General features: G+C 68.4%; 22 protein-coding genes and 1 tRNA gene. 14 read left to right on the forward strand and 9 right to left on the reverse strand.

The window, feature by feature from the left end; genetic code table 11:
* Positions 1 to 37 precede the first annotated feature (37 nt).
* Entirely contained in the window at positions 38 to 538 is a 501-nt protein-coding gene (locus ACQPYH_RS36340; RefSeq protein ID WP_432880965.1) for a GNAT family N-acetyltransferase, read from the forward strand.
* A gap of 10 nt (positions 539 to 548) precedes the next feature.
* Positions 549 to 1571 (forward strand): NADPH:quinone reductase, encoded by a 1023-nt coding sequence (locus tag ACQPYH_RS36345; protein WP_432880968.1) that lies wholly within the window; start codon positions 549 to 551, stop codon positions 1569 to 1571.
* Here the strand turns inward: ACQPYH_RS36345 and ACQPYH_RS36350 are convergent.
* Positions 1555 to 2382 carry an AAC(3) family N-acetyltransferase gene (locus ACQPYH_RS36350; protein WP_432880971.1) on the reverse strand — a complete coding sequence of 276 codons (828 nt, stop codon included), beginning with the start codon at positions 2380 to 2382 and terminating at the stop codon, positions 1555 to 1557. The genes ACQPYH_RS36345 and ACQPYH_RS36350 overlap by 17 nt on opposite strands.
* 58 nt (positions 2383 to 2440) lie before the next feature.
* On the opposite strand from ACQPYH_RS36350, the gene ACQPYH_RS36355 reads away from it, so the two are divergent.
* Positions 2441 to 3184, forward strand: a complete 744-nt coding sequence (locus ACQPYH_RS36355; protein WP_432880974.1) for a hypothetical protein — start codon at positions 2441 to 2443, stop codon at positions 3182 to 3184.
* On the opposite strand, the gene ACQPYH_RS36360 is transcribed toward ACQPYH_RS36355, so the two are convergent.
* Positions 3153 to 4505, reverse strand: coding sequence for an FAD-binding oxidoreductase (locus ACQPYH_RS36360; protein ID WP_432880977.1), 1353 nt, complete (start codon positions 4503 to 4505; stop codon positions 3153 to 3155). The genes ACQPYH_RS36355 and ACQPYH_RS36360 overlap by 32 nt on opposite strands.
* A 79-nt stretch (positions 4506 to 4584) precedes the next feature.
* Between ACQPYH_RS36360 and ACQPYH_RS36365 the strand changes: the two genes are divergently transcribed.
* The gene (locus ACQPYH_RS36365; protein WP_432880979.1) at positions 4585 to 5808 is read left to right on the forward strand and encodes a lactate racemase domain-containing protein; all 1224 of its coding nucleotides are present in this window, start codon (positions 4585 to 4587) and stop codon (positions 5806 to 5808) included.
* Positions 5809 to 5830: 22 nt separating this feature from the next.
* Positions 5831 to 7282, forward strand: a complete 1452-nt coding sequence (locus ACQPYH_RS36370) for a flavin-containing monooxygenase (RefSeq protein ID WP_432880981.1) — start codon at positions 5831 to 5833, stop codon at positions 7280 to 7282.
* Positions 7283 to 7497: 215 nt separating this feature from the next.
* Here the strand turns inward: ACQPYH_RS36370 and ACQPYH_RS36375 are convergent, their stop codons facing one another.
* Complete coding sequence (locus tag ACQPYH_RS36375; RefSeq protein ID WP_130440458.1) at positions 7498 to 8871, reverse strand: cystathionine beta-synthase; 1374 nt, start codon at positions 8869 to 8871, stop codon at positions 7498 to 7500.
* A 78-nt stretch (positions 8872 to 8949) separates the two neighbouring features.
* Here ACQPYH_RS36375 and ACQPYH_RS36380 point away from each other — a divergent pair, with 78 nt between their 5' ends.
* Positions 8950 to 9978 (forward strand): SGNH/GDSL hydrolase family protein, encoded by a 1029-nt coding sequence (locus ACQPYH_RS36380; protein WP_432880984.1) that lies wholly within the window; start codon positions 8950 to 8952, stop codon positions 9976 to 9978.
* Between the two features lie 186 nt (positions 9979 to 10164).
* Positions 10165 to 10323 carry a DUF4287 domain-containing protein gene (locus ACQPYH_RS36385; RefSeq protein ID WP_432880987.1) on the forward strand — a complete coding sequence of 53 codons (159 nt, stop codon included), beginning with the start codon at positions 10165 to 10167 and terminating at the stop codon, positions 10321 to 10323.
* Between the two features lie 96 nt (positions 10324 to 10419).
* Here the strand turns inward: ACQPYH_RS36385 and ACQPYH_RS36390 are convergent, their stop codons facing one another.
* From ACQPYH_RS36390 to ACQPYH_RS36405, 4 genes are all read right to left on the reverse strand, one after another.
* Positions 10420 to 11259 (reverse strand): LLM class F420-dependent oxidoreductase, encoded by an 840-nt coding sequence (locus ACQPYH_RS36390; protein WP_432880990.1) that lies wholly within the window; start codon positions 11257 to 11259, stop codon positions 10420 to 10422.
* A 5-nt stretch (positions 11260 to 11264) separates the two neighbouring features.
* Positions 11265 to 12401: a VOC family protein gene (locus tag ACQPYH_RS36395; RefSeq protein ID WP_432880993.1), complete on the reverse strand. Its 1137-nt coding sequence runs from the start codon at positions 12399 to 12401 to the stop codon at positions 11265 to 11267.
* 111 nt (positions 12402 to 12512) lie between these two features.
* Entirely contained in the window at positions 12513 to 13337 is an 825-nt protein-coding gene (locus tag ACQPYH_RS36400; RefSeq protein ID WP_432880996.1) for a Bax inhibitor-1/YccA family protein, read from the reverse strand.
* 142 nt (positions 13338 to 13479) lie between these two features.
* Entirely contained in the window at positions 13480 to 14241 is a 762-nt protein-coding gene (locus tag ACQPYH_RS36405) for a DUF4118 domain-containing protein (protein WP_432880998.1), read from the reverse strand.
* Between the two features lie 62 nt (positions 14242 to 14303).
* Here ACQPYH_RS36405 and ACQPYH_RS36410 point away from each other — a divergent pair, with 62 nt between their 5' ends.
* The 4 genes from ACQPYH_RS36410 to ACQPYH_RS36425 all read left to right on the forward strand — a co-directional run bounded on the left by ACQPYH_RS36410 (position 14304) and on the right by ACQPYH_RS36425 (position 17794).
* The gene (locus ACQPYH_RS36410; RefSeq protein ID WP_432881000.1) at positions 14304 to 14804 is read left to right on the forward strand and encodes a DinB family protein; all 501 of its coding nucleotides are present in this window, start codon (positions 14304 to 14306) and stop codon (positions 14802 to 14804) included.
* Positions 14801 to 15988 carry a GNAT family N-acetyltransferase gene (locus ACQPYH_RS36415; protein WP_432881003.1) on the forward strand — a complete coding sequence of 396 codons (1188 nt, stop codon included), beginning with the start codon at positions 14801 to 14803 and terminating at the stop codon, positions 15986 to 15988. The genes ACQPYH_RS36410 and ACQPYH_RS36415 overlap by 4 nt, the downstream gene beginning before the upstream one ends.
* A gap of 60 nt (positions 15989 to 16048) precedes the next feature.
* A complete protein-coding gene (locus ACQPYH_RS36420; RefSeq protein ID WP_432881005.1) occupies positions 16049 to 16378 on the forward strand; it encodes a VOC family protein in 330 nt (109 codons plus the stop codon).
* 108 nt (positions 16379 to 16486) lie between these two features.
* Positions 16487 to 17794 (forward strand): NAD(P)/FAD-dependent oxidoreductase, encoded by a 1308-nt coding sequence (locus tag ACQPYH_RS36425; protein WP_432881007.1) that lies wholly within the window; start codon positions 16487 to 16489, stop codon positions 17792 to 17794.
* 55 nt (positions 17795 to 17849) lie between these two features.
* Here ACQPYH_RS36425 and ACQPYH_RS36430 read toward each other — a convergent pair whose 3' ends face one another.
* The gene (locus ACQPYH_RS36430) at positions 17850 to 18509 is read right to left on the reverse strand and encodes a response regulator transcription factor (RefSeq protein ID WP_432881010.1); all 660 of its coding nucleotides are present in this window, start codon (positions 18507 to 18509) and stop codon (positions 17850 to 17852) included.
* A complete protein-coding gene (locus ACQPYH_RS36435) occupies positions 18506 to 19624 on the reverse strand; it encodes a sensor histidine kinase (RefSeq protein WP_432881013.1) in 1119 nt (372 codons plus the stop codon). The genes ACQPYH_RS36430 and ACQPYH_RS36435 overlap by 4 nt, the downstream gene beginning before the upstream one ends.
* A 104-nt stretch (positions 19625 to 19728) precedes the next feature.
* On the opposite strand from ACQPYH_RS36435, the gene ACQPYH_RS36440 reads away from it, so the two are divergent.
* The 3 genes from ACQPYH_RS36440 to ACQPYH_RS36450 all read left to right on the forward strand — a co-directional run bounded on the left by ACQPYH_RS36440 (position 19729) and on the right by ACQPYH_RS36450 (position 20874).
* Positions 19729 to 20235 carry a glycine cleavage system protein R gene (locus ACQPYH_RS36440; protein WP_432881015.1) on the forward strand — a complete coding sequence of 169 codons (507 nt, stop codon included), beginning with the start codon at positions 19729 to 19731 and terminating at the stop codon, positions 20233 to 20235.
* Complete coding sequence (gene def / locus ACQPYH_RS36445; RefSeq protein WP_432881017.1) at positions 20232 to 20774, forward strand: peptide deformylase; 543 nt, start codon at positions 20232 to 20234, stop codon at positions 20772 to 20774. Before ACQPYH_RS36440 ends, def begins: the two co-directional genes overlap by 4 nt.
* A gap of 19 nt (positions 20775 to 20793) precedes the next feature.
* Positions 20794 to 20874, forward strand: a tRNA-Leu gene (locus tag ACQPYH_RS36450).
* Positions 20875 to 20938 lie beyond the last annotated feature (64 nt).

Consider the following 20938-nt stretch of genomic DNA (forward strand, 5'->3'; position numbering starts at 1 on the left):
CGACCCGCGGCTGTCCGCGGGGCTAGGCTGCGCGCTCATGGACGACGGGTTGGTGATTCGATCGTTGCAGCCGGACGATCCGCCGGTGATTGCGGCGGCGATGGCTGCGTTGGGGTGGGACAAGCCGGAGAGTCAGTACCAGCGGTACGTCGCCGAGCAGGCCGACGGGACGCGGGACGTGCTGGTCGCGACCGTCGACGGCGCGTACGTCGGCTATGTGACCGTTTACTGGATCTCGCCGTACTTCGGGACCGTTCCGGAGATCTCGGACTTCAACGTGCTGCCGTCGTACCGGCGGCGTGGGATCGGGTCGGCGCTGATGGACGCCGCCGAGGCCAAGGTGGCGGAGCGGTCCCCGGTGGTGGGGATCGGCGTCGGGCTGTACCCGGACTACGGACAGGCACAGCGGATGTACGTACGGCGCGGATACCTGCCGGACGGCCGCGGCCTGATCTACGACAACCGGCAGGTCGCGCCGATGGAGACGATCCGCAACGACGACAGCGCCTGCCTGATGTTCACCAAGCAACTGAGGTAGCGTCGGTGGCGTGCGTGCGATCGAGTACTCGCGAACCGGTGAACCTGACGTCCTGACGCTTGTGGATCGGGCCGTGACCGATCCTGGGCCGGGCGAAGTGCGCGTGCGGATCCACCGGTCGGGCGTCAACCCGACCGACTGGAAGTCGCGCCGCGGCAGCGAGGCCGGTACGCCGGTCGACCCGGCCCAGGTGCCGAACCAGGACGGCTCCGGCGAGGTCGACGCCGTCGGCCAGGGCGTCGACGCGGGGCTCGTCGGTCGCCGCGTCTGGATCTGGGAGGCCGCGTACCAGCGCCCGTCCGGAGGCACAGCCCAGGAGTACGCCGTGGTGCCGGTGCGTCACGTGGTGGAGCTGCCGGACGAGGCGTCGTACGACCTGGGCGCTTCTCTGGGTGTGCCGTTCATGACCGCGCATCGCTGCCTGACGGTGACAGAGGATGGTCCGGATCACCTGGGCCCGGGGAGGCTCGCCGGTCGGACTGTGCTGGTTGCCGGTGGCGCCGGCGCGGTCGGCAACGCGGCGATCCAGCTCGCGCGCTGGTCGGACGCGACCGTGATCACGACCGTGAGCAGCCCCGAGAAGGCCAACCTGGCCGCGCTCGCGGGCGCCGACCATGTCATCAACTACAAGCAGCAGGACGTGATCGAGGAGATCCGCGAGATCGTGCCGCACGGCGTGAACACGATCGTCGAGGTGTCCCCCGCGGCGAACGCGGCGATCGATGCCGCGATCATCGCGATGCACGGTTCGGTCGCGATCTACGCGACCGACGGCGGCAACACGTTCGAGTTGCCGGTGCGCCCGTCGATGGTGCCGAATGCTCGCTGGCAGTTCGTCCTGCTCTACAACGCGCCTGACTCGTGGCGCCCACGTGCGCTGGGCGATGTCGAGGCCGCGGTCCGGGCCGGCGCCGTCCGGGTAGGGCCCGAGGCCGGGCTCCCGTTGCATCACTATTCACTGGAGCAGGCCGCCGAGGCACACGCCGCCGTCGAGCAGAGCATCGTCGGCAAGGTCCTCATCGACGTACGCTGACCAGCTGCTGGAGGGCGGCTGCGCAGCGGCACTCTGGGTTGTCGGTGCAGAGCAGGGCGGTCGGGTCGGCCTGGATCAGTTGCTGGGCGGCCGCGAGTACGGCGTCCTTCGGGATCCGGCGTACGCGCGCCTGCCCGATGCGGAGCTCCTTCGTCGCGGGACGCAGTACCGGCTCTATGTCGTCGAAGTGGTGGCTCTCGCCGGGGATGTTCGGGAGCTCGATCCACAAGCCGTCGGCGTTCTTCGCGTAGCGGTAGAAGAGCGAGCGGCCGAGGTGCTGCTCGGCGAGGTGGATCGTGGTGTTGGAGGTGTGGGTGACGCCGAGCAGGAGTACGTCGCCGTCGAGCGCCTCGATCGGCCCGAGCGGCCAGTCGGGCCGCTGAGCCTCGAGCAGCCGCTCGGCCGCGGGGCCGGCAGCCTGGTAGGCGAACAGCGGATGCGAGGTCCGCACCGGCGAGCAGGTCTGCCGGAACACCTCCGGCACCCGCCCGAGCCAGCGATCCACCGGGAGGTCGTCGCTGAAACTGGTTGCCCCCGACAACTTCTCGTCGAACTCCGCCCAGTCGGCCGCATTCCAGTAAGCATTGTCAGGCCGCACCAGCCCCGGCGGCGCCGGGATCCCGGTCAGATCCCACGTCCCACCCGGCATCAACACAGTCCCACAAACCTCAGTCAACGCAGCACAAACCGCCTCCGCCCCACCGTCGACGTACCCGAACGAACTCAGCGACGAATGCACAATCACCTCAGATGAGCCGTCCAGCCCGAGCCGCCGCAGCCCGTCCACAATGTCCGCTCTGGTCACAACCATTCCCGCAAGCTATCGCGCTTGGAACAGCCCGGTCACCAGCAATGAGAGGGTAGGGGCCGTGGATTGGGTGAGGCGGCGTGCTGGATGGGTGCTCGGGCTGGGGCTGATCGGCGGGCTGGTGTGGACGGCAGTGGTCACCTTGTCGCAGCCGGGCTGGTACGACCCGACCCAGGACTGCTCGCGCAAGCTCGGCCCGGACTCGACCGGCGTCCACACCTCGTGGTTCCCGCCGACGGCAAGCTGCCTGTACGGCGACGAGTCCCGCGCCTACATGTCGACCCCGCGGACCGTCGTCCTCTCGATCATCGCCGTACCGCTGCTGCTCATCATCGTGACCGGCCTGATCCTGACCGTCCGGCGGCTCGGCGGCGAGCCCGGACCGATCCGGCCGGCCGGTGACCTCGACCTCCGCAAGCGGTGGATCAAGCACCTGACCTTCGGGGCAGCGGACCTGGCCATCGTGTTCGCGCCGCTGACCTTCCTCAACGCCGTCGCGATCGTCTTCGGCGCCATCCCCGGCGGCATCCTGTTCATCGTGACCTCGCTCGTCGGACTCAGCGCGATCTGCACCGCCCTCGACCGGCACCTGGGCCCGCTCCCGAGCAGCGCCCTGGACAGCCGCCGTCGCGGCACGATCGCCGGTGTCACGACGTACGCCGTGGTCTTCGCCGCCACCGCGATCACCGGCGGGCTCCCGTTCCTCCGGCTCTGGTCGGTTCCGCTCGGCGGCATCGCGTACGCCGTGATCGTCGCCGTGCAATGGCGTCGTGCTAACGCCAACCAGGTTCAATATTCTGGTTGAGGTGGAACACGTTCTCGGGGTCGTACTCACACTTCACCCGGGCCAGCCGGTCGTAGTTCCCCGCACCGAATCCGGCGATCACACGGTCCTGTCCTTCGTACCCGATGAAGTTCAGGTACACCTGCCCGGTCGACCACGGCTCCAGGTCCGCACACACGTCCCGCACCCACCGGATCGCCTGCGCGTCCGCACACGGATCCGCCCACGCCCCGAACGGGTGCGCCACCCACTCCGCGTCCCGGTACGCCTGCGGCCAGTCCCCGGCTGACCGTCGTACGGCGCCGCCCCACGGCAGGACGACCTGCTGCGACGGTGACGGCGTGATCATCTCCCGGGCGTGATCGCAGAACGCCAGTACGGCGGGATCCGGGAAGGCCCGCAGGTGCTCCGCGGAGCAGTAGTTCCGGAACCCGGCCGGACTGTCCAGCGCGGTCTGCAGGTCGACGTACGGCAGTCCCGCGATGAACTGCCCCTCCGGCGCCAACGCGTACATCGGCGCGAACACCTCGCGCGCCTCGTCCACCCCGCCGGCGTACGCCGCGACTGCGAGTACGGCGGGCTGCCCCCGCAGTCCCTCCGGCACATACGGAGCCCGAGGTGCGGTCAGGAACATCACCCCTCCGCCAAGCTCCTCCGGCGCACTGTCCAGCAGATCGCGGTACGCACGCAGCACCGAAGGCCCGGCCGCCATCGGCCAGATCAGCAGCGCGAGCGTCGTCGTCACCACCTGCGTGAGCCGGAACGTGAGTGAGGTCGCCACCCCGAAGTTCCCGCCGCCACCGTGCAGCGCCCAGAACAGCTCGGTGTTCTTGGTCTCGTCCGCGATCAGCAACCGCCCGTCCGCGGTCACGAGCTCGACCGAGATCAACGCATCCGACGACAACCCGAGCTTCCGTTCGAACCACCCCGAACCGCCGCCGAGCGTCACCCCGGCGACCCCGGCCGACGGCACCCGCGCACCGGTCGTCAGCAGGCAGTACCGCTGGCCCGCGCGATCCAGATCCCGCCAGGTCGCGCCGCCGCCGACCCGGGCGAGCCGCGAGAACGGATCGATCTGCACGCTGTTCATCCGCCGCAGATCCAGGACCAGACCGCTGTCCGAGACGCCGGCCCCCGTCACCGCATGACCGCCGGCGCGGACGGCCAGCTCGAGCTCGTTCTCGACGCCGTACCGGACGGCCGCCTGGACGTCCGCGGCCGACTCGCACTGCGCGATCATCGCCGGCTTCCGGTCGACCATCGCGTTGAACACCGTGCGGGCCGCGTCGTACTCCGTGTCCCCGGCCTGCAACAGAACGCCACCGAACCCCGTTGGTCTCATCCCCATTCCCCCACTCCCCCCGTGATCGTGCGCCGAGACCTTTGCCCCGGTCAACATCGGAGATGGGTAGGGTCGGAGGGTGACCAATGCGGCGGTGATCGGTGGTGCGGGCCAGGTCCTGACCGAGGACGAGGTGACGACGTTCGTCGGCGAGGCGCTGGCCGGAGCGGGGCTGGAGGGGCGCAGCGTCTGCGTGATCGTCCCGGACGCGACCCGCAGTTGCCCGCTGCCGCTGCTGCTCAGAGCGGTCACGGACGCCTTGAAGGGCAGCCAGGTCACGATCTTGGTTGCCCTTGGCACCCATGCGGAGATGAGCCCCGAGCAACTGCGCAAGCACCTCGGCGGTGACTACCCGAATGTGATCAACCACGAGTGGTGGAAGCCGGACACGTTCGTCGACCTCGGCTCGATCAGCTCCGAGCGGGTCGGCGAGATCTCCGACGAGATGCTCCGCGACGAGGTGCCGGTCCGGCTGAACCGCGCCGTCGTCGAGCACGACGTCGCACTGGTCGTCGGCCCGGTGTTCCCGCACGAGGTGGTCGGCTTCTCCGGCGGCAACAAGTACTTCTTCCCAGGCGTCGCCGGCCAGGAGGTGATCGACTTCTCACACTGGCTCGGCGCCCTGATCACCAGCGCGAACATCATCGGTACGCCGGGCATCACGCCCGTCCGCGCCCTGATCAACGAGGCCGCGGCGCTGATCCCGGCCGAGAAGCTCGCGCTGTCCGTGGTCGCACAATCGGGGACGGACGCCCTGCACGCCGTCGCGTTCGGCGACACCGAGTCGTCCTGGCAGGCGGCCGCCGAGATCTCCGCGCAGACCCACGTCCGCTACCTCGAGCATCCGGTCCAGCGGGTCGTGTCGGTGATGCCACCGAAGTACGCCGATATCTGGACCGCGGCCAAGGGGTTCTACAAGGTCGAGCCGATCGTCGCGGACGGCGGCGAGGTCATCCTCTATGCGCCGCACGTGACCAAGCTGGCGGCGATGCACCCGGAGATCGAGAAGATCGGGTACCACTGCCGCGACTACTTCGTCGGCCAGTGGGACCACTTCCGCGACCTGCACTGGGGCACCCTCGCGCACTCCACCCACCTCCGCGGCGCAGGCACCTGGGACCCGGCCAGCGGCGAGCACCTCCGGGTCCAGGTCACGCTCGCGACTGGCATCCCGGAGGACGTCGTACTCGCGGCCAACCTCGGCTACCTGGACCCTGCGGAGTTCGACCTCGCAGCGTACGAGGCCGACCCGGACACGTTCGTCGTACCGAATGCCGGAGAGACCCTCTACCGGCTTCAGTGACCCGCCGGTAACCTCAGGCGGTATGGCTGAGGTCGTCATCATTGGGTCCGGGTTCGCCGGGCTGTGCATGGGTATCAAGCTGAAGCAGGCCGGGTGTGAGGACTTCGTCATCCTCGAGAAGGCGGACGACCTCGGCGGCACCTGGCGGGACAACACGTATCCCGGCTGCGCCTGCGACATCCCGTCGTACCTGTACTCGTTCTCGTTCGAGCAGAACCCGCGCTGGACGCGGATGTTCGCGCCGTGGGACGAGATCCTCGCCTACCTGCGGCACTGCGCGGACAAGTACGGGATCGCCGACAGGATCCGGTACGGCGCGGAGGTCACCGAAGCCGCCTTCGACGAGGCGGCCGGCCGTTGGACCGTCACGGTGAACGGCGACGAGACCATCGAGACCCAGGCGCTCGTCACCGGCGTCGGCAGCCTGCACGAGCCGAAGCTGCCGGACCTCCCCGGCCTCGACTCCTTCGAGGGTACGACGTTCCACTCGGCCCAATGGGATCACTCGGCGGACCTGCGCGGGCGCAACGTCGCGGTGATCGGGACCGGCGCGTCGGCGATCCAGTTCGTACCGCAGCTCGCCGGCGAGGTCGCGCAACTCGACCTGTACCAGCGGACGCCGCCGTGGGTCACGCCGAAGCCGGACCGTGCCATCGGCAGCTGGGAACGCAAGCTGCACGAGCGCTTCCCGGCCGGGCAGCGGACGATCCGCAACCTCATCTACTGGGGTCTCGAAGGCCGCGGCGCCGGGTTCGCCGGCAACCCGAAGTTGATGAAAGGCCTTGAAATACAGGCGAAACGGCACCTGCGCAAGCAGATCACCGATCCCGAGCTACGCGCCAAGCTGACCCCGGACTACCAGATCGGCTGCAAGCGCGTGCTGATCTCGAACGACTACTACCCGGCCCTGACCCGGCCGAACGTCGACGTCGTCACCACCCCGATCGCCCGCGTCACCCCGACCGGCGTGGTCACCGCCGACGGGACCGAGCGAGCCTGCGACACGATCGTGCACGGCACCGGGTTCGCGGTCTCGGCCAACCTGACCCGGATGCCGATCCTCGGCAAGGACGGCGTCGACCTCGCCGACCACTGGAAGCGCAACGGCGTCGGCGCGCACCTCGGCATCACGGTCGCCGGCTACCCGAACCTGTTCCTGCTGGTCGGCCCGAACACGGTCCTCGGCCACTCCTCGATGGTGTTCATGATCGAGGCCCAGGTCCGCTACGTGATGCAGGCGCTCCACCTCCTCCGCCGGCGCAACGCGACGTACGTCGAGGTCCGCGAGGAGAGCCAGGAGCAGTTCGTCGACTCGATCCAGGGCGAACTCGGCGACACCGTCTGGGAGTCCGGCTGCACCAGCTGGTACATGGACGCGTCCGGGCGGAACTCGACGATCTGGCCGGAGTGGACGATGTCGTACTGGCGCCGCACCCGCCGGCTCGATCCGAGCGACTTCGCCGTCGTCCACTAGGGGATGACCCGGACTCCTCTAGTAGGAGACCGGGCGCCCACATCTACGACCTTGGGATGAAGGAAAGACCGATCCGGAGGCCGATGTTTCGCGGGCGTGGTTGAAGGACTCTTGAGACATGGAAATCCTTCAGATCGCAGGCGCGGCGGTGATCGTGATCGGCATCGTGATCACGGCACTGATTGCCATCGTCCCGTCAGTCGTAGACCGCTAACTCAATCGGCGGACAGATGGACCAGTAGGTCCTGCCGGGTCAGCACGCCCACCGGCTTGCCGTCGTCCAACACCATCAGGGCGTCCCGACCCTCGAGCAGCTCGACCGCCTTGGTCACCGGTTCGCCGGCGCCCAGGGAGGGCAGCGCCGGGTCCATGTGCAGCTCGACCATGTCGGCCAGGCGCGCCTTGCCGGAGTACAACGCGTCCATCAGCGTCCGCTCCGACACCGCGCCGGCCACCTCGGCCGCCATCACCGGCGGCTCGGCGCGGACGACGGGCATCTGCGAGACGCCGTACTCACGCAGGATGGCGACCGCCTCGGCGATCGTCTCGTGCGGGTGGGTGTGCACCAGCGGCGGCAGGCTGCCGTCCTTGCCGGCCAGCACGTCGCCGAGCGTCTTGCCCTGGCGGGCGTGCGCGAGGAAGCCGTACTGCGCCAGCCAGTCGTCGTTGAACACCTTGGTCAGGTAGCCGCGGCCGCCGTCGGGCAGCAGGACGACGATGACGGCTTCGGGGTCATCGAGCTCGTGTGCGAGCCGGATCGCGGCCGCGGCCGCCATCCCCGCGGAGCCGCCGACCAGCATGGCCTCTTCGCGAGCGAGCCGCCGGGTGAGCGCGAACGAATCCGCGTCAGACACCTCGATGACGCGGTCGCAGATGTCGCGGTCGTACGTCTCCGGCCAGAAGTCCTCGCCGACACCCTCGACCAGGTACGGCCGGCCGGTGCCGCCGGAGTACACCGAGCCCTCCGGGTCGGCGCCGATGATCTGGACGCGGCCGCCGGAGACCTCCTTGAGGTACTTGCCGGTGCCGGTGATCGTGCCACCGGTGCCGACGCCCGCGACGAAGTGGGTGATCTTGCCCTCGGTCTGCTCCCAGAGCTCGGGACCGGTGGTCTCGTAGTGCGAGCGCGGGTTGTTCTGGTTCGCGTACTGGTTCGGCTTCCAGGCGCCCTCGATCTCGCGGACGAGACGGTCGGAGACGTTGTAGTACGAATCGGGGTGCTCGGGCGCGACCGCGGTCGGGCAGACCACGACCTCGGCGCCATACGCCTTGAGCACGTTGCGCTTGTCCTCGCTGACCTTGTCCGGGCAGACGAAGACGCACTTGTAGCCCTTCTGCTGGGCAACCATCGCCAGCCCGACGCCGGTGTTGCCGGAGGTCGGCTCGACGATCGTGCCGCCGGGCTTCAGCTCGCCGGAGGCCTCCGCGGCCTCGATCATCCGGACCGCGATCCGGTCCTTCACCGAGCCGCCGGGGTTGAAGTACTCAACCTTGGCGAGCACGAGCGGCTTCGCGCCGTCTGTTGTCTTCGACAACCGCACCAGCGGAGTGTTGCCGACCAGGTCCAGGAGTGATTCTGCGTAGCGCACGATCTTTACTGTAGTGATACCAGCGCCTTTGCCCTATTTTCACTTGCGTCGTCGTAACGCCGTGTAATCCTTGTACTTATGAGTAGAGCCAGGGCAGCCAAGAAGCTGGCCCAGGCCGCAGCCTTCGGGGGCGGGGGACTCGGACTCATCGGTGCCACGTTCTACGGCGTACTGACCGCTGAGGCCGAGTATGCGAAGCGCGTGATCGGACCGACGAGGTACTACCCCACTCCGGGCGACGGTCTGTACGGCCGGTATCCAGGACATCCGATCACGTTCGCGATGATCGGCGACTCGAGTGCGGCCGGTTACGGCACCGAGTCGCCCGACGAGACTCCCGGGGTGCTACTCGCCTCCGGTCTGGCCGAGCTGGCCAAACGCCCGGTGCGGCTGGTCGACGTGTCGAAGACCGGCGCGAAGTCCAGCGATCTGGCCGGCCAGGTCGACGCCGCGCTGCAGGCCGGGCCGCATATCGCGGTCATCCTGATCGGCGTCAACGACGTGAAGGCCAAGATGCCGCCGTCGACCTCGGTCAGATTGCTCTCCACCGCTGTCCGCCGGCTGCGCGCCGCGGGCTGTGAGGTGGTGGTCGGCACCTGCCCAGACCTGGGTGTGGTCCGGACGATCATGCCGCCGCTGCGGCAGGTCGCCCGGTCCTGGAGCCATCGGCTGGCCGCCGCTCAGACCATCGCAGTGGTCGAAGCAGGCGGCCGGTCCGTGTCACTGGGCTCGCTGCTCGGTGAGGTGTTCCGGACCAACCCGTCGATGTGGGGCCGGGACAACTTCCACCCGTCCGCCACCGGGTACGCCGCCGCGTCGGCCGCGCTGCTGCCGTCGGTGGCGGCTGCGATGGGCGTCGGGCCGGAGTCGTTCGTGCACCCGGAGCCGTTCCGCGGCGAGGCGATCCTCCCGATCGCGGAGGCCGCCGTACAGGCTGCCCGGAAGGCGGGCACCGAGGTGGCTGCCACCGAGGTCGCCGGCCGGGAGCGCGGTCCGCGCGGTCGCTGGGCGGAGCTCCGGCATCGCCGCCGGCACCCGAAGGCCGACGTCGAGCGAGTGGACGAGGAAGCCGAAGAACAAGCCGAGACAGTGCCTGTCGGCCAATAGTTGTTGGGTTGTGCGTCCGCTGAGCGACACCTTTCATGTCGGGAGTCTTGCCTCCGGGCGGCCGAGTGGTGCACAGTCGATAACTACGCGGTACCCCGATGACGGGAGGCGAAGATGGGCTTGAACCACTCCGAGGAGACACACCAGCGTTTGGTGGAGGTCGTGCCCAGGTGCACCGGACGCCAGATGACCGAGTGGTTCCAGCTGATGAACGACGGACCGTCGTTCCTGCGCTTCGAGGACAGAGTGCGGTGGCTCTCCAGCGAGTATGAACTCGCGCACGGGCACGCAACCGCCATCGTTCACGAGTTCGACCTCGTCAAAGCGCACCGGCGAATGGGCTGAGCCGCAAAGGAGACAACGAAAAGACCTGCCCTTTCAGGTGGAGGGGCAGGTCTTTCACGTTCCCTGGCTTGTAGCAGCTTGTTCCAGCGGCTTGTTTCAGAGCAGAGGTGCGAGGGCCTTCGCGAGCGGTTCGAGCACGGCCGGGGTGTGCGGCGGCGGCAGGTACACGATCGCCAGGTCGAGCCCGACCTCGCCGAGAGCCGCCGCCTGCTCGGCGACCTTCGCGTAGTCGCCGTCAGGCCCCAGCCGGACGTGTGACGACAGCGTGATCTCGGTCGGAACGCGGCCGACGTCCTCGCAGTGGGCGTACAGCACGTCGCGCTTGTGGGCGAACTCCTCGGGCGTCCCGCCGACGAAATTCCAGTGCTGGGCGTACTTCGCCGCCGTGCGGAGCGTCCGCTTCTCGCCGCTGCCGCCGATACAGATCGGCGGATGCGGCTTCTGCAGGCCCTTCGGCTCGCAGCGCGCCTCCGTGAACTCGTAGTGCTCGCCCCGGAACGTCGTGGTCTCCTGCGTCAGCAGACCGACGAGCACCTCGCAGGCCTCCTCGAACCGGTCGCTGCGCTCCTTCAGCGAGCCGAGCCGCATGCCGTACGCACCCGACTCCTCCTCGTTCCAGCCGGCGCCGATACCGATCTCGAGCCGGCCGCCGGAGACGATGTCGAGGGTCGCGGCCATGTTCGCGAGCAACGCGGGGTGCCGGTAGTGGATCCCGCTGACGAGCGTGCCGACCCGGAGCCGCTTGGTCGCCTGCGCGAGCGCGGTCAGCGTCACCCACCCTTCCAGGCACGGGCCGCTCGAGTCGGAGAAGATCGGATAGAAGTGATCGAAGGTCCAGCCGGACTCGAACAGCTCGATGTCGTCCGCGGCCTGCCAGACGGCGAGCATGTCGGCCCATTCGGTGTTCTGGGGCGAGGTCTTGATCGCGAATCGCATGACCCTCATCGTATGTCGAGCTCGTTGCCCTCCGGGTCGCTGAGAAGGCACCGTTCTGAGGTCTGATCCAGCACCCGCCCACCGGCAGCCAACGCCGTCTCGATGCGAGCCTGCACCTGATCTTGCGGTACGACGAGCTGCAGGTGGATGCGATTGCGCTGCTTCGTCCGCTCGTCGTTCGGATCCAGCTGCTGGAAGAACAGGACCGGGTTCAGCCGGCGCGGATCGTAGATGTCGCCCACCTGCTCGCGCGGATCCGGCTGGTAGCCAAGGAGCGTCTGCCAGAACGTGCTGAGTACGTCGGCGTCGACCGCATCGATGCCGAACTGGACGAAGCGCAGCGGCGTCGGGTCCGCGGTCAGGCCCAGGTCGTGGGCGGCATCCTGGATGCGCCGGGCCAGCTCGACGAAGGCCGCGCCGCCGTTCGGCATGTCGTCCTCCCACTGGTCCTTGCTGCCGTCGATCGTCACGCCGGCAGGTCGCAGGTCGATCTGCAGGGGGATGCTCGCGTCGTCGGCCAGTTGCGCGACTGCGGAGGCCAGCTGGATCGCCTCCATGGGTGACGTCGTCGGGTAGAAGACCATCGCGGCGAAGTTGGCCCACCAGTCGGTGGCATCCGGTGAGAGCTCGTCTCCCGGGACCAGGTCGACCTCGTTACCCTCCGGGTCCGCGAGCGCGACGCCCCACGCGCCGAACGGCTCCTGACCGGTCGCGGTCCGGGCTGCGTCCACCGCGTAGGACGGCCGGACGACGTCGACGTGGATGCGGTTACGGAGCGGTCGGAGGTCTTTGAGCGGGTGTACTGCGAGGTCCGGGGCGCGCCGGAGCGGGTCGCGGTCGGCGTCGTAGCCGAGCGCCGTACGCCAGAAGTTCGTTACCGCGGCTGGGTCGGTCGCCTCGAAGGCGAGGTGGACCTCCTGCAGCACGCTCGGATCGGCGGTCAGGCCGAGGTCTTGCGCTGCTTTTGAGATCTCTCGGGCGGACTCTTCATCTCCGGCCCGCACTCGTAGACCGTTCGCGCGGAGGTCGACGTTGGTGCCGGCTGCTGCGAGACGCTCGACCAGCGCGGAACCGGCCGCGTGCGAGGGAGCGTCGTACCAGGTCGTCAAGGTGCCGTTGAGGAGCCGCCAGTCGCTGGTCATGGAGACCACGGTAGAGCCGGAACCGGACAGACTGCGTCCGGAAATGCCAGAAGGGCCGGTCCACCTGAACCGGCCCTTCCGAAGACATTACGGCTGTCGCGCCGCTGCGGTTCAGTCGCCGCCGCGGAGGATGGCGAGGATGCGCAGGATGTTCCAGTACAGCCAGACCAGGGTGACGGTCAGGCCGAACGCGGCGCGCCAGGCCTCGGTCTGCGGGGCGCCGTGGCGGACGCCCTGCTCGATCATGTCGAAGTCGAGGATCAGGTTGAACACCGCGAGCCCGGCGCCGAGCGCGGCGAAGATCAGGCCCATGGCGCCGAAGCCGCCGATCCCGGTCTGAACACCGAACAGGCTGAGCAGCAGGTTGATGACCACCACGCCGGCGAAGCCCATCGTCCCGATGATGACCATCCGGGTGAACTTCGGCGTCACCTTGATCGCGAAGTACTTGTACGTCGCCAGGGTCAGGCCGGCCGTCACCATCGTGGCCAGCACGGCCTGCACGATGATGCCGGGGTCACCGACCCAGTTGGCGATGAACTTGGAGCCGATCCCGAGGAACACGCCCTCGGCCGCGGCGTACACCATCAGCAGCACCGGGTTCACCTTGCGGGCGAACGACAGCACCAGGCCGATCGCGAGCGCCACCAGCATCCCGGCGAAGAACGCCGGGCCGACCACGGAGTCCGGGATCACCCTCCAGGCGATCACCGCGACCACGGTGACGACAGCCAGGGTGGCGGCGGTACGGACGATCACGTCGTCCATCGTCATGGGGCGGCTCGCGGCCGGAGCACCTTGGTACTGCGGCGGCATACCCGAGCCGCCGTAGCCCTGGAGTCCTGGCTGACCGTACGGAGCGGCCCCCGGATAGGCCTGGCCCTGGCCAGGCGCAAACGCACTCGACCGGTTCAGCACCGGGTTACTGCTCTGCATCATTTCCTCCTGATGACCCGCTTCCGGGGCCGTATCGAGATACTACGGCCCCATCCTGAACAACATCTGAGAATCAGGCTGCCGAAAACCCTGTATTTACAAGCGGTTGCGTAACTCAATCGGTTGTCGATGCACCTGCGGTTCAGACGTGGGGGTGGGTGGCTTCCTGGGTTGCCAGGGCGGCACCGACCTGGTCGGCGAGGGCCACCGCCACGATGCGTTGTTCGAGGTCGGGGCGGGCGATGCGGGTGGCGGCGGTGAGGAGGAAGCGGCCGCGGGTCTCGCCGGCGTGCTGGACGGGGAGCTCGATCTCGGCGTTCGTCGGCAGGCCGTCGCGTTCGACCTTCAGGACGTGGGATCCGCGGGTGACCGAACCGTCCGGGTTCAGCCGCGGCGCCGTTGTCTGCTTGCTACCGGCAACGAACTTCGCGCCGTCGATCCCCAGCAGGGCGGTCAGTTCGGCGCGGACCTGCTCGATCAGGTCGTCGGTGGAGCCGCCGGCGGCAACCGCTTGCGAAGTGGTAATCACGCCGTCCAGGTAACCCCGGCGCCGGGACGCGTTGGCTTGTTGCCTCCGGCCCCAGATCGCGATCTGGGTGACGGCGATCCCGATCACCAGCAGCAGCACGGCCTGTTCGACGTCGTTGCTGCTGTTGATCGTGAAGCTGTCGTACGGAACGGTCAGGAAGAAGTCGAACCAGACCGCGCTCGAGACAGCGGCGAGCACTCCTGCGAGCCGGATGCCGGACACCGCGACGGCGACGATGACGACGACCAGCAGCAGGGCGGCGTTCGCGTTGTCGAAATGCTCGCGGAAGGGGGTCAGCAACGCACAAACCGCCGGGGGCGCGAGCAGCGAAGCCGTCAGGACGGGTGTGCGGTAACTCTCCACCCCCCTATTCATGCGCACTTCACCTGTTCCGATCAACCCTTCTCGCGGAACTCTGTCGCGCCTACCGTTGGCGGATGCCCGAGATCACGCGTACCCGGCCGCCTGAGGACGCCGATGAACGCAGTACGTTCACCGGCCTGCTCGACTTCCTCCGCTCCACGGTCGAGCTCAAGCTGAGCGGCCTGACCGAGGAGCAAGCGTTCGCCCGGCCCGTCGACCCGTCCGCATTGACGCCCGCCGGCATCGTCAAGCACCTCACCGCGGTCGAGCGCTTCTGGTTCTCCATCGACTTCGCCGGCTTGGACCTCGAGTGGCCTTGGTCCGAGGACGATCCGCACGGCGGCTTCCCGATCGCACCCGATGACACGGTCGACGGAATCCTCACGGCGTACCGGGCCGAATGCGCCCGTTCCCGCGAGATCACCGCCGCCGCGCCGTTCGACGACGGAGCCCGCTCGGACGGCATGACGTTCAACCTCCGGTACGCCGTGGCGCACCTCATCGAGGAGACCGCGCGCCATCTCGGCCACCTGGACATCCTCCGCGAAGCAACCGACGGCGAGGTGGGCGAGTGACGACCGCGTCGTACCGCATCCGCCCGGCCGGGCCCGACGACGCCGCGTTCCTCGCCGACGTCACCCTCACCGCAACTCGCGCCCAGGGCCGGTTGCCCGCCGACTTCGACGAGGCCGACTGGCGCGGCGGCTTCGAGGAGTGGAGCCTCGAGTCGATCGACGACCCGGCAACCGACCTCAACGTCATCGAGCTCGACGGCCGACCCGTCGGCCGCCTCCGGATCAGCCGTACGCCGGGATCCGTCGAGCTGAACGGCATCCAGCTCCACCCCGACGCCCAGAACCGCGGCATCGGCACGGCGATCATCACCGAACTCCAGTCCGAGGCGGCGACGCGCGGCGTACCGCTCGAACTGCATGTCGAGCGCGACAACCCGAACGCCCGCCGCCTCTACGACCGCCTCGGCTTCACCAAGACCGGCGAGGACGGCGCAGAGGACGTCATGCAGTGGACGCAACTCTGGAACGCCGCGGTGGCCAAGCGGTACGACACTCCGGGGACGGGGATGTTCGCGCCCGAGGTTCTCGGGCCGACTGTGGATCGCCTGGCCGAGCTCGCGGACGGCGGACGAGCACTCGAGTTCGCAATCGGCACCGGGCGGGTCGCCGTACCCCTGTCGGAGCGTGGTGTGCCGGTCAGCGGGATCGAGCTGTCCAACGCGATGATCGCGGAACTCCGAACGAAGGTTGACGAGACGGCGATCCCGGTGGTCGTGGGTGACATGTCCATCGTCCGTGCGCCCGGCGAGTTCAGCCTCGTCTACCTGGTCTTCAACACGATCTCCAACCTGCTCACCCAGGAACAGCAGGTCGAGTGCTTCCGCAACGCCGCCCGGCACCTCTCGCCCGGCGGTCGCTTCGTCATCGAACTCTGGGTTCCCGAACTCCGTCGACTCCCACCCGGTACGCCGGCCACCGTCGGCGTCGCCGAACCCGGCTACATCCTGCTGGACACGTACGACGTACTGAACCAGCACGTCGTCTCGCACCACTTCCACTTCGGCGAAGGGACCCAGGCCGAGCTCGGCCGCACCCCGCACCGCTACATCTGGCCGGCCGAACTCGACCTGATGGCCCAACTCGCCGGCTTCACCCTGGAATCCCGCCACGCCGACTGGACCGGCTCACCGTTCACCGCCGACTCCCCCTCCCACATCTCCGTCTACCGCCTCTCCACGACGTAGAGGACGCTGGTATCCGTGGCTACCGATTCGCTGTTTACCCGTTTGGCTCCTGTTCTCAACGTGGCTGATCTTGCGGCTGAGCGTGCGTTCTACGAGAAGCTCGGGTTGCCGGTGATCTACGAGGGATCGGAGTACCCGGATTTCATCGCCTTCGGCACGGACACGATCCACTTCGGGATCCAGCAGGCGCCGGCGGAGAACGATCCGCCGAGCGTGCTCACCTGGCAGATCGCGGTCTCCGACGTGGACGCGGCGATCGCGCGCTGCAAGGAGGCCGGGCTCGACTTCGAACTCGAGCGGAACGAGCCTGCTCCGGGGTGGACCTACCGCCGCCTGCTGCTCCGCACTCCGAGTGGCTACCGGCTCGCTCTGGAGGGTGAGTCCGAGTAGCTGCTCGGTGGGTGAGATCACTCTCGGGAGGGTTTGTGAAATCTTTCACGAGCGCTTAGCGTTGAAGTTAACATGAAGTCGGAGAACCACTCAGGGAGAGTGAACCGCATGACAGCCCAGGTACCGCACATCCTCGTCGTCGGAGGCGGTTACGTCGGGATGTACACCGCGTTCGGCCTGCGCCGCGCCGCCCGCAAGGGCCGGATCCGCGTGACCGTGGTCGACCCGCGATCGGTGATGACCTACCAGCCGTTCCTGCCCGAGGCGGCGGCCGGCTCGGTGGAACCGCGGCATGTCGTCGTACCGCTGCGCAAAACCCTCAAGGGCTGCCGGGTGGTGACCGGCCGCGTGACCGGTATCGACCACGCGCACAAGGTCGCCAAGGTGATGCCCGAGGAGGGCCCGGAGTACGAGCTCGCCTACGACCAGATCGTGGTCGCGCTCGGCTCGATCGCCCGGACCCTGCCGATCCCCGGACTGGCCGACGAGGCCACCGGGTTCAAGAACGTCGAGGAAGCGATCGCGCTGCGCAACAAGGTCCTCGACCGCCTCGACGTCGCGTCCTCGCAGCCCGACCCGGTACTGCGGAAGTCCGCGCTCACGTTCGTCTTCATCGGCGGCGGGTACGCCGGTGTGGAGGCGTTCGCGGAGCTCGAGGACATGGCCCGCTACGCCACCCGCTACTACGACAACATCAAGCCCGAGGACATGCGCTGGGTCCTGGTCGAGGCCACCGGGCGGATCCTGCCCGAGGTCGGTGAGGATCTCGGCAAGTACACCGTGGACGAGCTCCGCAAGCGCAACATGGACATCAAGCTCGAGACCCGGCTGGAGTCGTGCGAGAAGGGCCACGTGATCCTCAGCGACGGCGAGGAATTCGACGCGGACACGATCGTCTGGACCGCCGGCGTGAAGGCGAACCCGGCGCTGGCCGCGACCGACTTCCCGCTGGACGAGAAGGGCCGGATCAAGACGCTGGCCAACCTGCGGATCGAGGGCGTCGACGACGCCTGGACCGCCGGCGACAACGCCGCCGTACCGGACCTGACCAGCGAGACCGGTGCGTTCTGCGCCCCGAACGCGCAGCACGCCGTCCGCCAGGCGCACCAGCTCGCCGCGAACATCCTCCGGGTGGTCGACGGCCAGCCGCCGCAGGACTACAAGCACAAGTACGTCGGCTCGGTCGCGAGCCTCGGCCTGCACAAGGGTGTCGCCCAGCTGTACGGCGTGAAGGTGAAGGGCTGGCTGGCCTGGTTCCTGCACCGGACGTACCACGTGTCCCGCGTCCCGACCTTCAACCGGAAGGCCCGCGTCATCCTCGACTGGACGCTGGCGCTGTTCTTCCGCCGCGAGGTCACCAGCCTCGGCAGCCTGCAGACCCCGAACGAGGAGTTCCGCAGGGCGACCCAGTCGTAACCACCTGATCGGCCGGCCCTCGACTCGCCGGGGGCCGGCCTTCTCTTGCTCAGGCTCAGTCGCGCAGCATGTCGGCGTCGTGGACCAGGAGGGCGATCTGGACGCGGTTGTTCAGGTCGAGCTTGGTGAGGATGCGGGACACGTGCGTCTTCACGGTCGGGACGCTGAGGTAGAGCGTCGCGCTGATCTCGGCGTTCGACTTCCCCTCCCCCACGGCGACGGCGATCTCGCGTTCGCGGTCGTTCAGGTCCTTCAATCTGGCGACGGCCTTGGCCTTGCGGCTGTCCGTCCCTGAGTCTGCGACGCGGGTGATGAGGCGTTTGGTGACGGCCGGGGACAGAACGGGCTGGCCGGCCGCGACCCGGCGTACCGACTCGACGATCTCGCCGGGCGGGGTGTCCTTCAGAACGAACCCGGCCGCGCCGGCGCGGAGCGCCCGGAGTACGTGCTCGTCGGCGTCGAAGGTGGTGAGGATGACGACCTCGGGTGCACCGGGACGTCGCCGTACCGTCTCGGTCGCGGTCAGGCCGTCGGTGCCGGGCATCCGGATGTCCATCAGGATCACGTCCGGCGCGAGGCGATCGATCAGCCCTTGTACGCCGGAGCCGTCGCCGGCCTCCCCGACCACGCGGATGTCCTGCGCACCGCCCAGCATCAACTTCAGCCCGGCCCGCAACAACGGATCGTCGTCGACGATCAGCACCCGAATGGTCATGCGGGCCACGGTAGCCAGGCATACAGGCGGAAGTCGCCTTCGGGGGTGCGGCCGTGTTCGATCCGGCCTTCGACCAGGGCGGCGCGTTCGCTGAGTCCCTTCAAACCTTGGCCGTCTCCGCGTCTGCGGTTCGGCGCGGGATTGCGCAGCTCGACCGCCAATCCGTTGCCGGGGGCACCGGTCACGCTGACCGTCACCGGTTCGCCGGGCGCGTGTTTGACCGCGTTCGTGAGACCTTCCTGCACGATCCGGTACGCCGTACGTCCGACGTGCTCGGGCATCGCGCCCGGCGCGTCGAGGGTCAGGTCGACGGGGATGCCCGCCTCGCGGGAGCCGTTGATGAGGGCCGGCAGATCGGAGAACGCCGGCTGCGGGAGCTCGCCGACGGGAGCCCGCAGTACGCCGATCACCTCGCGGAGATCCTGCAGCGCCTGGTGCGCGCTCGCCCGGATGATCTCGGCGGCGCCGGCGACCTCGTCCGCGGAAGCGTCCGGGCGGTATGCGAGCGCGCCGGCGTGCACGCTGAGCAAGGACAGCCGATGCCCGAGTACGTCGTGCATCTCGCGGGCGATCTCCTCGCGTGCGCGGAGCTGGCCCTGCTCGGCCTCGAGTTTCGCGACCGTCTCGGCGCGATCGGCGCGATCCCGAAGCGTCTGCAGGAGTTGGCGCCGGGATCGGACGTAGAGACCCCAGCCGGCCACCGCGAGGTACAAGGAGATCGCGGCGATCACGATGGCCGCGGGGTCGTCCGGCTTGTCCCGGATCCTGACGTAGACGGCGAGGCTGATCGCGTTCACTCCGAAGACCAGCACGGTCGTGCGCAGCGGCCGGTGGATCGCCACGGTGAGGACCAGGATCAGGGCGGCGATCCCGGCGGTGTCCGAGAACGTCGACACGGCGGCGCCGATGATCGCGAGCTGGAGCGGCCAGCGGCGGCGGAACCAGAGCGTGACGCACAGCGCCATCCCGACCCAGAAGTCGATCGCGAGCAGGCCCGGGCTGATCGGGTCCTTGCTGCCCTCGTCGTACAGCAGGAACCCCGCGAAGACCGCGACGACGAAGACAAGGCTGTCCACGATCCAGTCGCGAGTACTCCGGCGGAAGAGCTCCTTCATGGTTTGAATGTAGCGGTGCGTAAGCGTTCTCCGGGGCCGTTGGGGTTGTCCGGATACCGAAGTCGCTTTCTTGCGGTACTTAGGTCAACGGTAGGTTGCCGGGCATGAGTCAGCTCGCTGTCACCGTCATCGGCCCGGACCGCCCGGGCATCATCGCGGACGTCACCGGGGCCCTGGTCGGTACCGGGGTCAACCTCGAGGACACCACGATGACGCTGCTGCGCGGCCATTTCGCGATGATGATCGTCTGCGCCGGGCCGATCGACGAGGTGGAGTCGGCGCTGGAGCCGCTGCAGGGCGAGCTGGTCATCACGGTGCGGACGATGGGTCCCGAGCACGAGCACGCGCCGATCGGGGCGCCGTACATGCTGAGTGTGCACGGGGCCGACCGGCCCGGGATCGTCGCTGCGGTGACGCGGATGATCGCGGCCGCCGGCGGGACGATCACGGATCTCGCGACGCGGCTGAGCGGCGGGCTGTACGTGCTGACCGCAGAGGTCGAGCTGCCGCCGTCCGCGGAGCTGGACATGCTGGACCGGGCGCTCGAGATCACCGCCGAGGAGCTTGGGGTCGGCGTCACCCTGCGGCCGGCGGAGAGCGACGACCTGTGATCGCCTCTTGGTCCCCCAAGTTGCTGGACGTCGAGGGCAGTGTCCTGGACGTCGTACGGGCGCCGCATCCAGTGCTGGCGACGGAGGGCGCGTTGGTGGATCCACTCGACGCTTCGATGATCCAGCTCGCGGCCGACCTGGTCGCGACGATGCGGGTCTCCCCCGGGTGTGTCGGGCTGGCCGCGCCGCAGGTCGGGGTTGCGGCCCAGATGTTCTCGCTGGATGTGAGCGATCACCCGAAGACGCGTACTTGTCATGGGGTGTTCGTTCTCTGCAACGCCGTCGTACTCGAGGCGAGTCGTCAGGAGAAGGGCCGCGAGGGCTGCATGTCCGTCCCGGACTTCACCGGCGACGTCAAACGCGCGACCCGGTTGACCGTTCGCGGCGTACTGCCTGGCACCACTGACCCGCTCACCATCACCACCGACGCCTTCGAGGCCCGAGCCCTCCAGCACGAGATCGACCACTGCAACGGCAAACTCTTCCTGGACCGGGTCGCCGGCGCCCACGCCGTCTACCCCCGGAAGACCTACCAATAACGAGTACCCTCGTCCCGACGCCCGGGTGGCGGAACGGCAGACGCAGGGAGCTTAAACCTCCCAGCCGAAAGGCATACGGGTTCGAATCCCGTCCCGGGCACAAATCGTGTGCAGCCTGGGCCTCTTGTGTCCTATCGTCGAGTGTTTGTCTGACACGAGATGGG

The sequence above is a fragment of the Kribbella sp. CA-245084 genome (assembly GCF_050942355.1).
Lineage (GTDB): Bacteria > Actinomycetota > Actinomycetes > Propionibacteriales > Kribbellaceae > Kribbella.

What these genes read in the sequence shown, in the direction of transcription:
- ACQPYH_RS36340 (WP_432880965.1), top strand. Translation starts at nt 38, where the DNA reads ATGGACGACGGGTTGGTGATTCGATCGTTGCAGCCGGACGATCCGCCG.
- ACQPYH_RS36350 (WP_432880971.1), bottom strand. Translation starts at nt 2,382, where the DNA reads ATGGTTGTGACCAGAGCGGACATTGTGGACGGGCTGCGGCGGCTCGGG.
- ACQPYH_RS36360 (WP_432880977.1), bottom strand. Translation starts at nt 4,505, where the DNA reads ATGAGACCAACGGGGTTCGGTGGCGTTCTGTTGCAGGCCGGGGACACG.
- ACQPYH_RS36370 (WP_432880981.1), top strand. Translation starts at nt 5,831, where the DNA reads ATGGCTGAGGTCGTCATCATTGGGTCCGGGTTCGCCGGGCTGTGCATG.
- ACQPYH_RS36380 (WP_432880984.1), top strand. Translation starts at nt 8,950, where the DNA reads ATGAGTAGAGCCAGGGCAGCCAAGAAGCTGGCCCAGGCCGCAGCCTTC.
- ACQPYH_RS36385 (WP_432880987.1), top strand. Translation starts at nt 10,165, where the DNA reads ATGACCGAGTGGTTCCAGCTGATGAACGACGGACCGTCGTTCCTGCGC.
- ACQPYH_RS36390 (WP_432880990.1), bottom strand. Translation starts at nt 11,259, where the DNA reads ATGCGATTCGCGATCAAGACCTCGCCCCAGAACACCGAATGGGCCGAC.
- ACQPYH_RS36395 (WP_432880993.1), bottom strand. Translation starts at nt 12,401, where the DNA reads ATGACCAGCGACTGGCGGCTCCTCAACGGCACCTTGACGACCTGGTAC.
- ACQPYH_RS36400 (WP_432880996.1), bottom strand. Translation starts at nt 13,337, where the DNA reads ATGCAGAGCAGTAACCCGGTGCTGAACCGGTCGAGTGCGTTTGCGCCT.
- ACQPYH_RS36405 (WP_432880998.1), bottom strand. Translation starts at nt 14,241, where the DNA reads ATGAATAGGGGGGTGGAGAGTTACCGCACACCCGTCCTGACGGCTTCG.
- ACQPYH_RS36410 (WP_432881000.1), top strand. Translation starts at nt 14,304, where the DNA reads ATGCCCGAGATCACGCGTACCCGGCCGCCTGAGGACGCCGATGAACGC.
- ACQPYH_RS36425 (WP_432881007.1), top strand. Translation starts at nt 16,487, where the DNA reads ATGACAGCCCAGGTACCGCACATCCTCGTCGTCGGAGGCGGTTACGTC.
- ACQPYH_RS36430 (WP_432881010.1), bottom strand. Translation starts at nt 18,509, where the DNA reads ATGACCATTCGGGTGCTGATCGTCGACGACGATCCGTTGTTGCGGGCC.
- ACQPYH_RS36435 (WP_432881013.1), bottom strand. Translation starts at nt 19,624, where the DNA reads ATGAAGGAGCTCTTCCGCCGGAGTACTCGCGACTGGATCGTGGACAGC.
- ACQPYH_RS36440 (WP_432881015.1), top strand. Translation starts at nt 19,729, where the DNA reads ATGAGTCAGCTCGCTGTCACCGTCATCGGCCCGGACCGCCCGGGCATC.